The organism is Roseobacter cerffii (genome assembly GCF_054226325.1).
This window is the reverse complement of sequence record NZ_CM135757.1, coordinates 174,532-187,500: the sequence shown is the minus strand read 5'-3', so window position 1 is coordinate 187,500 and position 12,969 is coordinate 174,532. Positions and strand designations below refer to the sequence as shown.

Annotated in this window: 15 protein-coding genes; 11 read left to right on the top strand and 4 right to left on the bottom strand. The window is 61.8% G+C overall.

The window, feature by feature from the left end; genetic code table 11:
• The first annotated feature begins 49 nt into the window (after positions 1 to 49).
• The 3 genes from ACVC7O_RS00900 (at position 50) to ACVC7O_RS00890 (ending at position 2,667) form a co-directional block, all read left to right on the top strand.
• Positions 50 to 430: a hypothetical protein gene (locus ACVC7O_RS00900; protein WP_458324226.1), complete on the top strand. Its 381-nt coding sequence runs from the start codon at positions 50 to 52 to the stop codon at positions 428 to 430.
• A gap of 63 nt (positions 431 to 493) precedes the next feature.
• Positions 494 to 1,879 carry a leucyl aminopeptidase family protein gene (locus tag ACVC7O_RS00895; RefSeq protein ID WP_458324225.1) on the top strand — a complete coding sequence of 462 codons (1,386 nt, stop codon included), beginning with the start codon at positions 494 to 496 and terminating at the stop codon, positions 1,877 to 1,879.
• A 50-nt stretch (positions 1,880 to 1,929) separates the two neighbouring features.
• Positions 1,930 to 2,667 carry a C40 family peptidase gene (locus ACVC7O_RS00890; protein ID WP_458324224.1) on the top strand — a complete coding sequence of 246 codons (738 nt, stop codon included), beginning with the start codon at positions 1,930 to 1,932 and terminating at the stop codon, positions 2,665 to 2,667.
• An 83-nt stretch (positions 2,668 to 2,750) separates the two neighbouring features.
• Here the strand turns inward: ACVC7O_RS00890 and ACVC7O_RS00885 are convergent, their stop codons facing one another.
• On the bottom strand, positions 2,751 to 3,098 hold the full coding sequence (locus tag ACVC7O_RS00885) for a DUF2794 domain-containing protein (RefSeq protein WP_458324223.1): 348 nt from the start codon (positions 3,096 to 3,098) through the stop codon (positions 2,751 to 2,753).
• A 90-nt stretch (positions 3,099 to 3,188) separates the two neighbouring features.
• Positions 3,189 to 3,806 (bottom strand): TetR/AcrR family transcriptional regulator, encoded by a 618-nt coding sequence (locus ACVC7O_RS00880; RefSeq protein ID WP_458324222.1) that lies wholly within the window; start codon positions 3,804 to 3,806, stop codon positions 3,189 to 3,191.
• Positions 3,807 to 3,944: 138 nt separating this feature from the next.
• On the opposite strand from ACVC7O_RS00880, the gene mbfA reads away from it, so the two are divergent.
• The 7 genes from mbfA (at position 3,945) to ACVC7O_RS00845 (ending at position 9,717) form a co-directional block, all read left to right on the top strand.
• A complete protein-coding gene (gene mbfA / locus ACVC7O_RS00875) occupies positions 3,945 to 4,919 on the top strand; it encodes an iron exporter MbfA (RefSeq protein ID WP_458324221.1) in 975 nt (324 codons plus the stop codon).
• A 36-nt stretch (positions 4,920 to 4,955) separates the two neighbouring features.
• Positions 4,956 to 5,885, top strand: coding sequence for an AEC family transporter (locus ACVC7O_RS00870; RefSeq protein ID WP_458324220.1), 930 nt, complete (start codon positions 4,956 to 4,958; stop codon positions 5,883 to 5,885).
• A 67-nt stretch (positions 5,886 to 5,952) separates the two neighbouring features.
• Positions 5,953 to 6,783: an S-formylglutathione hydrolase gene (gene fghA / locus ACVC7O_RS00865; protein WP_458324219.1), complete on the top strand. Its 831-nt coding sequence runs from the start codon at positions 5,953 to 5,955 to the stop codon at positions 6,781 to 6,783.
• Positions 6,780 to 7,235: a YaiI/YqxD family protein gene (locus ACVC7O_RS00860; protein ID WP_458324218.1), complete on the top strand. Its 456-nt coding sequence runs from the start codon at positions 6,780 to 6,782 to the stop codon at positions 7,233 to 7,235. Before fghA ends, ACVC7O_RS00860 begins: the two co-directional genes overlap by 4 nt.
• Before the next feature lie 27 nt (positions 7,236 to 7,262).
• Positions 7,263 to 7,883 (top strand): HAD family hydrolase, encoded by a 621-nt coding sequence (locus tag ACVC7O_RS00855; protein WP_458324217.1) that lies wholly within the window; start codon positions 7,263 to 7,265, stop codon positions 7,881 to 7,883.
• Positions 7,880 to 8,797 carry an ornithine cyclodeaminase family protein gene (locus tag ACVC7O_RS00850; protein ID WP_458324216.1) on the top strand — a complete coding sequence of 306 codons (918 nt, stop codon included), beginning with the start codon at positions 7,880 to 7,882 and terminating at the stop codon, positions 8,795 to 8,797. Before ACVC7O_RS00855 ends, ACVC7O_RS00850 begins: the two co-directional genes overlap by 4 nt.
• Positions 8,794 to 9,717 (top strand): alpha/beta fold hydrolase, encoded by a 924-nt coding sequence (locus ACVC7O_RS00845; protein WP_458324215.1) that lies wholly within the window; start codon positions 8,794 to 8,796, stop codon positions 9,715 to 9,717. Before ACVC7O_RS00850 ends, ACVC7O_RS00845 begins: the two co-directional genes overlap by 4 nt.
• Here the strand turns inward: ACVC7O_RS00845 and ACVC7O_RS00840 are convergent.
• Positions 9,714 to 10,955: an MFS transporter gene (locus tag ACVC7O_RS00840; protein ID WP_458324214.1), complete on the bottom strand. Its 1,242-nt coding sequence runs from the start codon at positions 10,953 to 10,955 to the stop codon at positions 9,714 to 9,716. The genes ACVC7O_RS00845 and ACVC7O_RS00840 overlap by 4 nt on opposite strands.
• Positions 10,956 to 11,189: 234 nt before the next feature.
• On the opposite strand from ACVC7O_RS00840, the gene zapE reads away from it, so the two are divergent.
• Positions 11,190 to 12,248 carry a cell division protein ZapE gene (gene zapE, locus ACVC7O_RS00835; RefSeq protein ID WP_458324213.1) on the top strand — a complete coding sequence of 353 codons (1,059 nt, stop codon included), beginning with the start codon at positions 11,190 to 11,192 and terminating at the stop codon, positions 12,246 to 12,248.
• Here zapE and ACVC7O_RS00830 read toward each other — a convergent pair.
• Entirely contained in the window at positions 12,245 to 12,823 is a 579-nt protein-coding gene (locus ACVC7O_RS00830) for a hypothetical protein (protein WP_458324212.1), read from the bottom strand. The genes zapE and ACVC7O_RS00830 overlap by 4 nt on opposite strands.
• Between the last annotated feature and the right edge of the window lie 146 nt (positions 12,824 to 12,969).

The following is a 12,969-nucleotide window of genomic DNA, read 5'->3' as shown; positions in this document are numbered from 1 at the left end:
TGCGCGGCATAACGGTCACGTGCCGTGGGGGCTTATAAGGGTGAGTCTGATGGATCAAGTCCTGAAAATTGGGCTGAAAGAAACTGTGCACGTCGATCAAGATCGACTGGCCGCGCTCTATGCGGAACTCGGCGAGGCCGGGGCCGAAGACGTGGTTTGCCGGGCCATGGAAGAAATGGCCTTGCGCCTGTCTCACTGCAGCCGTCTTCACACAGCAAGCAACATGGATGAGCTGCGCAAATGCGCACGCTCGCTCATCGCCATCGGCGATCAGATCGGAATGCATGCGCTGACCCGTGTGGCAGGCGACGTCATCTGCGCTATTGACGCAAGAGATGGCCCCGCCGTCGCGGCGACCCTCGCGCGGCTCATTCGGATTGGCGAGCAATCGCTGACCGCCATTTGGGACCTGCAGGACATCACCATCTGATACCTTGCGCGGCGAGCGCGACAGGCTAGGCTGAGCACAACGCTCCAAACAAGGCCCGCGCCCATGCCGCTTCCCCTCTTCGCCGACCCCTCCACGCCCACACGCCCCCTGCACATCGTTGATCAGGACCATTTCGAAACCTGGCGCAAGGCTCAGCCTTCGGAAATCGGCGCGTGGATCGATGCGATGGATTTCACTGGAGCTCTGGGGCAGGCCGTCTCGGTGCCGGGGGCCGATGGTGCGCCGGCAGGCGCTCTGGTGGGTTTCGGCAACGAAAAGACCCGCGCGCGCGCGCGCTTTCACCTCGCCGCCGCCGCCTCCAAGCTGCCCAAAGGCGCGTATGAGATCGCCTCGGGGCTCCCCGAGGATGTGGCCGAAACTGAAGCCCTTGGCTGGTTGCTGGCAGGGTATCGATTTGATCGCTACAAGACCCAGACACCTATGGCAGCCTCGCTGGTGGCCCCCGAGAGCATTGATGCAAACGCCATTGCGGCGATCGCCACCGGCGAGGCACTGACCCGCGATCTCATCAACACCCCTGCATCCGATATGGGCCCCGACGATCTTGAACAAGCGGCCCATGATCTGGCCGCACAGCATGACGCGCGGATCATGGTCACCCTTGGCGAAGACCTTCTCGCCCAGAATTTCCCGCTCATCCACACCGTCGGTCGGGCCGCGAACCGTGCGCCCCGTCTGATCGATCTGCACTGGGGCGATGCCGGGCCGCAGATTACCTTGGTGGGCAAGGGGGTCTGCTTCGATACGGGCGGTCTGAACCTGAAGCCCGGCGCGTCGATGGGCCTGATGAAGAAGGACATGGGGGGCGCGGCGGCGGTGCTCGGTCTCGCGCAGATGATCATGGCCAGCGGGCTTCCCATTCAGCTGCGCGTGCTGATCCCGGCCGTGGAAAACGCCGTCTCAGGCAACGCGTTCCGGCCCGGCGATATCCTGACGTCGCGCAAGGGGCTCACGGTCGAGATCAATAATACCGACGCTGAGGGCCGCCTCGTGCTCGCCGATGCGCTGGCGCTCGCGCAGGAGGATGACCCCGATCTCATCGTTTCCATGGCCACGCTGACCGGTGCGGCGCGCGTGGCCGTTGGCCCGGATCTCGCGCCTTACTATTGCGACGATCCAAGCTTTGTTGACCGTCTTGAAACTGCAGCCGCAGCCACAGCTGATCCGGTCTGGCGCATGCCGTTCCACACCCCATACGACTCACTGATCGAACCGGGCATCGCCGATCTCGACAATGCGCCGAAGGGTGGCTTTGCGGGCTCCATCACAGCCGCGCTTTTCCTGCGCCGCTTCGTCGAACAAACGACGTATGCGCATTTCGACATCTACGGGTGGCAGCCAAATGATGCGCCCGGGCGCCCGAAGGGCGGTGTCGGGCAGGCCACCCGCGCCCTGCTGCGCGTTATCGCCGGGATGTCCGCCCCGTGAGTGACCGACGCACAACGCCGGACCCGGCTTTGGCAACACTGTCAGAGCCCATGCAGATCTCCACGCCGCTTGCCGATCTGCTGCGCGCGCCGGACGGACCTCGCGACCGGCAATTGCTCTATGGCGATGCAGTCACCGTCCTGCATCGCGCCGGAGGGTGGAGCCTGATCCGCGCAACCAAAGACGGCTATTGCGGCTATGTCACCGACATGGCTCTTGGGCCGCCGCAGCAGCCGACCCACCATGTCACGGCCCGCGCGACGCATGCCTATCAAGAGGCAGACATGAAATCGCCCGAATGCCACAGCCTTTCCTTTGGCAGTCGCGTGACCGCACGCACCGAAACCGCCACGTTCATAGAAACTGAGCTCGGCTACATTCCGCGCCAGCATCTGCACCGCGTCAGCGATATCGCCACCGACCCGGTCGCGGTGGCAGAGCTCTTCCTTGGTACGCCCTATCTCTGGGGGGGCAACAGCGTGTGGGGCATCGATTGTTCTGGATTGGTGCAGGTCGCCTGTTTGGCCTGTGCTCTGCCCTGCGCGGGCGACAGCGATCAACAGGAAGAATCCCTCGGAACAACTTTGCCACCCGGCACCCCATACGAACGCAACGATCTGCTGTTCTGGAAGGGGCATGTCGCATGGGTCCAGTCTCCCGGGACGCTTCTGCACGCGAACGCCGGGCATATGGCCGTCGCGGAAGAACCGATCGAAGCAGCAATCACCCGCATCGCCATGCAGGGCGACGGGCCCGTTACATCACACAAACGTTTGGCTCTGACCTGACGCCGACCTATGCGCCAGACGCAAGCGCCGGAGGCGGTTGCAGATATCATGTGGCCCGGAACGGGCCTCCGCTTGACAGGTTTCTACTCGACGGCGCGGATTAGCTTGCGCTCGAGCACCCGCAGCACCGTCTTCAAATCATGCCCACGCCGCAAGATCTGGCCATCCATTCCGACAACCGAATACATCCCTTGCTTGTCCCGCATCCGCGGCCGCTTTTCGATACGGTACATTGGGTTCTCTGCTGTGCGACGGAAGACCGAAAAAACAGCCACGTCTCGGAGGCAGGAAATCCCATAGTCGCGCCATTCTCCAGCGGCCACAAACCGGCCATAGAGAGACAAGATCACGGAAAGCTCTGTGCGGTGGAAGGCGACCTGCTGCGATGGAAACTGATGCAGGCTGTTGGACGGTGGCACCGGGATGTTCATTGCGCCAGCTTTGCGCCGTTCAGCGCACAAATCAAGCCCTCAGATGTCAGCTGGGTGACTGGCGCAGCCTCATCGCGCCGTCAAACGGTCTTAAGCGCCATAGCGCGCCATGAATGTCTTCACCGCGCCATTCACCACGCGCTCGATCTCTTCGGGCGTGACAACCTTGGTCATGCCAAAGATCAGTCGCGGCCAAACATCCGCCTTGCAGAGCTCGCCGAACTGGTCCGCGGCCAAGACGCGGTCCTCGATCCTCAGTTCCCCGCGCGCCTCTGCCTGCTCGAAGTAAGCAGCCATCTCGGCGCGCATCACCGCCGGGCCGGAGTTATAAAACTTCTGGCCCAGTTCCGGAAAGCGGTCTGACTCCGCTACGCAAATCCGAAAGATCTGCTGGCCGAACTGCGAGGTGATGAACCGCAGGAAGTGCCGCCCCGTCTGTTGCAAGACCTGCTCTGGCGCCGCACTCATGTCGATGTTGCTGAGGGCGTCGTCGGCCTGTCGCTGGCATTCGGTGGTGGCCACCTCCATGAACAGAAGCCGTTTGTCCGGAAAATAGCTGTAAAGCGTGGCCTTCGAGACATTGGCGACCCGCGCGATCTCATCAACGCTGGCGCCCTCGAACCCGTCTGCCATGAAGACCTGCCGCGCACCCTCAAGGACCTGATCGAACTTGCGTCCCTTGCGGATGATTTCGGCTGTTGCTGTCATAGGCCCCCCGGTCAAGCTCCTCCACAGTATAAACCGAACGGTTCAGTTCCAAGTAAAATCCGGCCTGACCTTGCGCAAAGCCTGTTGCCGATGTGTTCGCATCACATTAGAATGATTCTAAACTTGAAGGCTATAGCCATGCGATTTCCCTTTTCCCACAAACGCTTCCGCGATCTGAGCGAGCAGGAAATTCTCGCATTAGCGATCTCTTCGGAAGAGGATGACGCGCGGATTTATCGAGGCTATGCCGAGCACCTGCGGCCCGATTTCCCCGATTCCGCGCGGGTGTTCGACGGTATGGCGGAAGAGGAAGACCAACATCGTCAACGGCTGATCGATGTTCATCAAGCGCGCTTTGGCGAGGTTATCCCCCTGATCCGGCGAGAGCATATCGCGGGGTATTATCACCGGCGCCCTGTCTGGCTGGTCGAAAACCTCGGGCTTGACCGCATCCGTGCCGAAGCGGAAGCAATGGAGCGGGACGCGCAGACCTTCTACCTCGCCGCCGCGGCGCAGACGACGGATGCGGAGACCCGCAGGTTGCTCGGCGATCTTGCGGCGGCAGAAGCGGGTCACCAGGTAGCCGCCAGTGACCTCGAGGCCAAACACCTTGGTACCGATGCACGGGAAACCGAAGACAAGACTGCGCACCGCCAGTTCCTGCTGACGTGGGTACAGCCGGGCCTGGCCGGGTTGATGGACGGCTCCGTCTCGACGCTCGCCCCGATCTTCGCCACGGCCTTCGCCACGCAGGACACGTGGACGACCTTTCTGGTCGGGCTCGCCGCCTCTGTCGGCGCGGGGATTTCCATGGGGTTCACCGAAGCAGCCTCCGATGACGGCCAGCTGTCGGGGCGCGGCTCACCGATCAAACGCGGCTTCGCCTCCGGCATCATGACCACCGTCGGAGGGCTTGGCCACGCGTTGCCCTACCTGATCACTGATTTCTGGACAGCCACCACGCTCGCGATTGCGGTTGTCTTTGTCGAACTCTGGGCCATTGCATGGATTCAGAACCGCTACATGGAAACCCCTTTCTGGCGCGCCACGCTGCAGGTGGTCTGTGGCGGCGCACTGGTTTTCGGCGCGGGCGTATTGATCGGCTCGGGCTAGCTTGCGGAGCCGCCACACAGTCTCTAACAACCTCATATGGTTGATATCTTTCTCAAGACCGTCCCCTTCTTTGCACTGATCGGTCTGGGGTACTGGGCGGGCTACACGCGGTTCTTCACCGAAGAAGCCACCGCCTATCTCACCAAATTCGTGTTCTACTTTGCCCTGACGGCGATGCTGTTCCGCTTCTCGGCCAACCTGTCGTTTGAGGAAGTATGGGACAGCAACCTGGTCGCGGGCTACCTGATCGGGACACTTGCCGTCTATCTCGTGGCGACATTGGTGGGGTACCTGCGCAAGCTCGACGTGGCCACCACGGCAGTCGAAGCGCAATGCGCCGCCATTGGAAACGTTGGCTTTCTCGGCGTGCCGATGCTCACGCTCCTGCTTGGAGAGGCCGCGATTGGCCCGATCATGATGGCGCTTGCAGTTGACCTCATCGTCTTCTCCAGCCTGATTGTGATCCTGATCACCGGCTCGCGCGACGGGCGGCTCGGCCTCGGTGTGTTTCGCACCGTCGGCCTCGGGTTGGTCAAGAATCCGATGATCATGTCGATTGGTGCGGGGTTGATCTGGTCGGTCTACGACCTGCCTATCCCCGCGCCTGCGAATGAATTCCTCGCCATTTTAGGCGCCGCAGCCACGCCGGGCGCCCTCTTCGCCATCGGCGCTTCGCTGGCGAGCAAATCAGCAGAGCGGCTCCAAATCGCAGGCTGGCTGAGCTTTTGCAAATTGGGTCTCCACCCGCTCTTCGTGGCCGTCGGTGTGCTCTACCTGTTCCCAGCCGACCCTTACTTCGCCGCAGTGATCATCGCCGCCGCGGCGCTGCCCGTCGCGGGGAATGTCTACATCCTGGCCCAGCACTACGGTGTCGCGCCCCACCGCGTTTCAGCCGCAATCCTCGTATCGACCGTGCTCAGCATCCTGACCGTCAGCGGGATCATCGCGACGGTCGCCCCAACCTAAGGTGGCTATTGCCGCAACCGCGCCCGCGCGGTAGCCATCAGAGGAGTTCAATCCGAGGAGCCCGCCCATGCAAACCATCTCAGAAAACGCCTGCTTTGGCGGAACCCAAGGCGTTTATACGCATGCGTCCAAAGTCTGCGCCTGCGACATGACCTTCGGGCTGTTTCTGCCGCAGGAGGCAGCGGATGGCCCGGTGCCGCTGCTCTGGTACCTGTCGGGGCTGACCTGCACCCATGAAAATGCAATGACCAAGGCCGGCGCGCAGGCCTGGGCGGCGGAGCAAGGCATTGGGCTTGTCTTCCCAGACACGTCGCCCCGGGGCGAGGGCGTGGCCGATGACGAGGCTTATGATTTGGGCCAGGGCGCCGGGTTCTACGTGAACGCCACCGAAGACCCATGGGCTGGGCACTTCCAGATGTGGGATTATATCACCGAAGAACTCACCAAAGCGCTCGATCATTCCTTTGCCGTAGATATGGACCGCCAGGCAATCACCGGGCACTCCATGGGCGGGCATGGCGCGCTGACCATGGCAATGTCGCTGCCGGGGCGCTTCCGCTCGGTCTCGGCTTTTGCGCCGATCTCTAATCCGACCGCCAGCGATTGGGGGCGCAAGCAGCTGTCTGCATATTTGGGGGACAATGAAGAGACATGGGCGGCGCATGATGCGACCCTCTTGATGCGGGAGAAGGGGTTTGATGGGCCGATCCTGATCGACACCGGGACAAACGATCAGTTCATTGATCTCTTGAAGCCCGAAGCACTGGCCGAAGCAACAGCCGCACGGCGGCAACAGGCCACGCTGCGGATGCAGCCGGGCTATGATCACAGCTATTTCTTCGTCTCCACTTTCATGGAGGAACACGTGGCCTTCCACGCCGACGCCCTCTACGCATGACGGCGCTCTACATCGATGCGGATGCCTGCCCGGTGAAAGCCGAGGCAGAACGGGTTGCCACGCGGCACAAGGTGCAGATGTATGTGGTTTCCAACGGCGGGCTACGCCCGTCGCAGAACCCGCTGGTCGAGACGGTGATCGTGCCGGACGGACCGGATGTGGCGGATATGTGGATCGCCGAGCGTTGCGGTGCACGGGATGTGGTCGTCACCGGCGACATTCCCCTGGCGGCGAAATGCATCGAGGCGGGTGCAAGGGTTCTCAAACACAATGGCGAGGCGCTGACCCAGGCGAACATCGGCAATGTTCTGGCCACACGTGACCTGATGGCGGATCTGCGCGCCGCCGATCCCTTCCGCCAAGGCGGCGGCAAGGGCTTTACAAAAGCCGACCGCTCGCGTTTTCTGGATGCATTGGAGCGGGCCCTGCGGTCTGCGACGGCGACTGATTGATATAAAAAGACTTTTGACGAGGCGCGCATGCACCCCAAAGCGGTGGTTTTTGATATCGGCAATGTGCTGATCGAATGGCAGCCCGAGCGGTTTTACGACGCCGTCATCGGGCCAGACCGCCGCCGCGCGATGTTTGACGCGGTTGATCTGCACGGCATGAACGACCGTGTCGATCGGGGCGAACACTTCACCCAGACGATCTATGCACAAGCTGACGCCACACCGGAATGGCGGGACGAAATCCGCATGTGGCATGACCGCTGGATCGAGATGGCCTCCCCGGTCATTGATCACTCCGTCCGGCTGATGAAGGCGCTTCAGCGCAAGGGCACGCCGGTATTCTCGCTTACGAACTTTGGCGTCGAAAGCTATGACTACGCCGCAACGCACTACCCCTTTCTGCGGCACTTCGATCGCGATTTCATCTCCGGCCACATGCGCGTGACCAAGCCCGATCCGGATATCTATGCGCAACTCGAACAGGCCTCGGGCCTGAGCGGGTCCGATCTGATCTTCACCGATGATCGAGACGACAACATCGCCGCGGCCGCATCACGCGGCTGGCAAACGCATTTGTTCGAAGGGCCTGCGGGTTGGGCGGCGCGTCTCGTTGAGGCGGGCCTGCTGACCGAGGCCGAAGCGGCGTGACCGCGCCCGTCATATCCTTTGCCGAGGGCGACGCGCTGCTTGACTGGATCGCCCTCACCGACGCGCTGGCCGACGGGCACAACCGACCGAAGGCCGAGATTGCGGACAGCTTCCTCTACCGCGACCAAGACACACTGCTGAACCGCGCGGCGTGGATCGACGGGCTCGGCCTCGCTGTCAAGTCCGCCACCGTATTTCCCGGCAATACGACGCGGGGGATCTCGTCAATCAACGGTGGGGTCATGCTGTTCTCGGATCGCGACGGCACGCTGGAGGCCATCGTTGACTTTCACCTCGTCACAAAGTGGAAAACCGCAGGAGACAGCCTGCTGGCCGCGCGGCGTCTTGCCCGTGCTGACAGCGAAAACATCCTGATTGTTGGTGCAGGAACACAAGCACGCGGGTTGCACGCGGCCTATGGCGCTGCCTTTCCAAACGCGCGGTTCACGGTCTGGAACCGGACCCGGGAGAACGCCGAGAGACTGGCCGCTGACATCCCCGATCTGATGATTGCCCCCGTGCTGCATGAGGCGGTCAAGGCTGCTGACATCATCACATCGGCCACCATGTCGACCGAACCACTGATCCACGGCGATTGGCTGCGCCCGGGTCAGCATCTCGACCTGATCGGTGCGTACCGTCCGGACATGCGCGAGCTGGACGACACAGCCTTGCAGCGTGGGCGGCTCTTCGTCGACAGCGTCGACACCACCGTCGGCCATATCGGCGAGATCAAGATCCCGCTCGAAACCGGCGCGATCACCCAGGCGGACATCATCGCCGATTACTACACGCTTGATGCCTTTATGCGCCAAACTGCGGACGACATCACGATTTTCAAGAACGGCGGCGGCGCGCATCTCGACCTGATGACGAGCCGTTACATCCTCGACCAATGGAAGGCAGGCAGATGATCTGGGCTTACCTGATCTTTGCGGCCCTGATCGCAATCCCGCTTGTGATCGAAGCAACCCGCAAGCCGATGAACGCCAAGGCCCGCACCAAGGCGCCCGGCAGCTTTGCCAACCTGTCCCAGGGGGTCACGCACTATCGCTGGTACGGCACTGGCGACGGGCCGGTGGCGGTCTGCGTCCACGGGCTGACCACGCCCAGTTTCGTCTGGGGAGGGCTGGCGAAGGGCCTGGCGCGCATGGGGTTTCGCGTGTTGGTCTATGATCTCTACGGGCGCGGCTTTTCCGATCGTCCGGCGGGCGCACAGGACCATGCGTTTTTCCAGACCCAGCTCAATGATCTCTTGGCGGATCAGGGTGTCGAGGATGATATTACGCTGATCGGCTATTCCATGGGCGGGGCCATTGCCACCAAATTTGCCGCGACAAAGCCCGAACGCCTGCGCAAGCTGATCCTGCTGGCCCCTGCGGGGATTGAGCCCGTTGTGACGGGGCTTGTCGCCTTTGCCGCGCGCACCCCGGTGATCGGGACGTGGCTGATGCTGGTGCGCTATCCAACCGTTCTGCGCAACAGTCTACAGGCCGAGGCTGAACAGCCCAGCAGTGTCGAGGGCATCAATGCGCTGCAGGAGGCCGAATTGAACTGGCGTGGATTTGTGCCCGCCGTCCGGGAGAGCCTGCGCGGGCTGCTGTCCGATGAGATGCAAGCCGAACAACAACGGCTGAAGCAGGCAGGCGTTCCTGTGCTGGCCATTTGGGGGGAAGAGGACATCGTCATCCCACTCAGCTCATCACAGGTGCTCAGCCAATGGAACGACGAGATGCGGAGCGCTGTGATCACCGGTGCGGGCCATGGCCTGCCCTACTCGCACACGCTGGATGTTCTGGAGCAGATCAACAGTTTTGCCCATGAGACAGCCTAGGCGGTGCGCAAACCTTCCAGCCTGCGCTCCCGGATGGGCAGGTGAATGATCGCACTGAACGCGCCCACGCCTACACCGATCCACCAGACCAGCGTGTAATCACCGTAGACATCATACATCCGCCCGCCCAGCCAGGCGCCCATGAAGCTGCCCAGCTGGTGGCTGAAGAATATGATGCCATAAAGTGTGCCCATGTAACGCAACCCGTAGATGTGCGCGATCAGCCCTGAGGTCAGAGGGATCGTCGCAAGCCACAGGCTGCCCATGACGATGGCGAACAGGATCACGCTGGTGGGCGTGATCGGGAACATGATGAAGAGCGCTGAAGCCACCGTCCGCCCCACATAGATCGCGGCGAGCAGGTACTTCTTGGAATAGTACTTGCCAAGCCACCCGGCCAGCAAGGTGCCCCCGATGTTGGCCACGCCGATCAGCGAGAGGGCCACGGCTCCGAGGGCGGAGGTTGTGCTCACGCCCATGCTGTCCAGCATGCCACCCGGTGCAATCGGTCCGCACAGCTCTTCAACAAAGGCGGGGAAATGCGCGGTGATAAAGGCGAGTTGATAACCGCAGGAGAAAAAGCCCAGGAAGATGAACGTGTAGGACGGATCGCGGAACGCCTTGATCAGGATCTCGCCCATGCTCTCTTCCAGCTCTGTGCGGGTGGCAAGCTGCGGCGCACGCATCAGCGGCAAGAGCAGGAGAACAAGGATGATCGAGAGCGCGAAGATCAAAAAGATGCTCTGCCAAGGCATGAACCCCAGCATCCATTGCGCCATCGGCGGACCAAAGATCTGCCCGCCGCTGCCCGCCGCCGAGACAATCGCCAGCGACATCGACCGGTTCTCATCCGAGGCGGCGCGGCCGACGACCGCTAGGATCACACCAAAGCCAGTGCCTGCAATGCCGAAGCCCACCAGCCAGGCGTATAGCTGATGCTCGATGGGCGTGACGGAATAGGCCGACAGCACAAGCCCCAGCGCATAGATTATGGCGCCGAGGATGATCGCTTTGCGATCCCCGATTTTCTCGGCCAGCGCCCCAAACAAGGGCTGCCCGATGCCCCAGGCGAGGTTCTGAATGGCAATCGCCAGCGAGAACTCCGCGCGCAGCCAGCCAAACTCTTCCGCAATTGGAATCTGGAAGACGCCAAAGGCCGAGCGGATCGCGAAGCTTGCGACAATGATCACGCAGCCAACGATCAGAACCGGTGTAAAAAGGGGCGCACGTGCCTGCATGGGAAACCTCCATAGTCGAGACACTACGCGGAGGCCCGCATCGGTCAATTCAGCATTTTTTGCGCTGACATCACAATTTCTGATGCCTGCGCATTTCGACTGTAATCTGAAACAGCGATTATCAGTTTTCACGGCCCAGGCTTGGCCAAGTGGTCTTGCAAACCGATTCACCTATAAGTCGAAATGCTCCAAAGCAGCCTTTTCTCCGCCACATGGCCGCGTTATGGCGGAGAAATGCAAACGCTGGGCGACATTTATCAAGGCCTGATCGACGACGGCTCCCTGCAACCGGACGACGCGCAATTGACCGTTCTGCCGGAGTTTGATCGGATCAGGACCGCGCTCCAGACGCCTGTGAAGAAGGGCCTGTTCCGCAAGCCTCCCGAGCCGCCAAAGGGTCTCTATCTTTGGGGCGGGGTGGGGCGCGGCAAGTCGATGCTGATGGACCTCTTCGTCGAACATCTGGAGGGCATCCCTGCCCGCAGGGTGCATTTCCACGCCTTCATGCAGGAAATCCACAGCGCCATGCATGAAGTGCGCAAGACCGGGGTGGAAGACGCCATTGCCCCGGTGGCCGCCGATGTGGCTGCCTCGGTGCGCCTGCTCGCCTTCGACGAAATGCAGATCACCGATATCACTGACGCGATGATCGTCGGACGGCTCTTCGAGGCGCTCTTTGCTGACGGGGTTGTCGTTGTGACAACATCCAATCGGGTGCCGGATGACCTCTATCTCAACGGGCTCAACCGCGATCTCTTTCTGCCCTTCATCGCCCTGATCAAAGAGAAGATGCATGTGGTGGAACTGGCGAGCCCGACTGACTATCGGCAGGACCGACTCGGCGGGCAACCGGTCTATTTCACGCCGATCAATGCCGACGCGCGTGCTGCGATGGACGCGGTTTGGAGCGATTTTGCGGGCGGGCGAGGCGAACCCCTGATCCTCAAGGTCAAGGGCCGAGAGGTGGAGCTGCCCGCCTTCCGCAACGGTGTGGCGCGGGCCGGGTTCCACGACCTGTGCGGCAAACCACTCGGGCCCGCGGACTACCTCGCACTCGCCGAGGCGGTGAAGGTGCTGATGCTTGACAACATTCCAACCCTGTCGCGAAACAATTTCAACGAGGCGAAACGCTTTGTAACGCTGATCGACGCGCTCTATGAAGCCAAGGTGCGGCTGATTTGTTCGGCAGCCGCGAAGCCCGAGATGCTCTATCTCGAAGGCGAAGGCACATTTGAGTTCGAACGCACCGCTTCACGCCTGCGCGAAATGCAGTCGGACGGCTGGGGTCTTTAGCCCTGCGCTTCTTCTAGAACGGCCAGCAGCAGCCGCGGCGTGTCAATCTCACCCAAGGGCGTGGCCAGCGCGATGGGAACGGCGAATTCGCCTCGCGCCAGCGCAGCATTCAGGGCAGCATCGACGTAAGTATCGCTGCGGCCTTCGGCCAGCACGCGAACAAGAGTCGTCTGCAAAACATCCTGATCGGCTGCCACGTGGTCAAACCGGTCGAGGGCTCGGGCAACCAGCCATCTCAGATCATGCCTCTTGGCCGAGCGGTCCGTGATCCGTATGGGCTGTCGCAGCTGCACGCTGATCGGCGGGCCGGACAGCGCGGGCACCGGGCGCGGTAGGTCCAGCAGAAACGTCGTAGTGCGGGAGACCTGCGGCACTGACACCTGCGCGACCGGCGCTTTGTGCGAAGGTTCGGGGGCGACGCCCATCTTGAAGATCATCACGCCCGGAACAACCACCACAGCCATCGCAAGAAGTGCAACGACCGGCCACCAGACTGCAGCGGACGGTGCCTGCGGACGCACGATCATGCGCGTCAAATCCAACTCGGAAGTGCGCTCCCGACCGTTCTGATCCATGACAGTTCCCCGAGGTGCGGCCACCTCGCTGACCGAGGTTGTCTCCCGCACATCATACCCGACGCAATATATAGGTGCGCTCTCCACATGCCGTCAATATACTGCGGGTAGAGCTAAATCTAGAGTTGTGGATTTGTTCGATTTGG

Coding starts and splice junctions, on each gene's coding strand:
- ACVC7O_RS00900 (WP_458324226.1), top strand. CDS start 50: ATGGATCAAGTCCTGAAAATTGGGCTGAAAGAAACTGTGCACGTCGAT.
- ACVC7O_RS00895 (WP_458324225.1), top strand. CDS start 494: ATGCCGCTTCCCCTCTTCGCCGACCCCTCCACGCCCACACGCCCCCTG.
- ACVC7O_RS00890 (WP_458324224.1), top strand. CDS start 1,930: ATGCAGATCTCCACGCCGCTTGCCGATCTGCTGCGCGCGCCGGACGGA.
- ACVC7O_RS00885 (WP_458324223.1), bottom strand. CDS start 3,098: ATGAACATCCCGGTGCCACCGTCCAACAGCCTGCATCAGTTTCCATCG.
- ACVC7O_RS00880 (WP_458324222.1), bottom strand. CDS start 3,806: ATGACAGCAACAGCCGAAATCATCCGCAAGGGACGCAAGTTCGATCAG.
- mbfA (WP_458324221.1), top strand. CDS start 3,945: ATGCGATTTCCCTTTTCCCACAAACGCTTCCGCGATCTGAGCGAGCAG.
- ACVC7O_RS00870 (WP_458324220.1), top strand. CDS start 4,956: ATGGTTGATATCTTTCTCAAGACCGTCCCCTTCTTTGCACTGATCGGT.
- fghA (WP_458324219.1), top strand. CDS start 5,953: ATGCAAACCATCTCAGAAAACGCCTGCTTTGGCGGAACCCAAGGCGTT.
- ACVC7O_RS00860 (WP_458324218.1), top strand. CDS start 6,780: ATGACGGCGCTCTACATCGATGCGGATGCCTGCCCGGTGAAAGCCGAG.
- ACVC7O_RS00855 (WP_458324217.1), top strand. CDS start 7,263: ATGCACCCCAAAGCGGTGGTTTTTGATATCGGCAATGTGCTGATCGAA.
- ACVC7O_RS00845 (WP_458324215.1), top strand. CDS start 8,794: ATGATCTGGGCTTACCTGATCTTTGCGGCCCTGATCGCAATCCCGCTT.
- ACVC7O_RS00840 (WP_458324214.1), bottom strand. CDS start 10,955: ATGCAGGCACGTGCGCCCCTTTTTACACCGGTTCTGATCGTTGGCTGC.
- zapE (WP_458324213.1), top strand. CDS start 11,190: ATGCAAACGCTGGGCGACATTTATCAAGGCCTGATCGACGACGGCTCC.
- ACVC7O_RS00830 (WP_458324212.1), bottom strand. CDS start 12,823: ATGGATCAGAACGGTCGGGAGCGCACTTCCGAGTTGGATTTGACGCGC.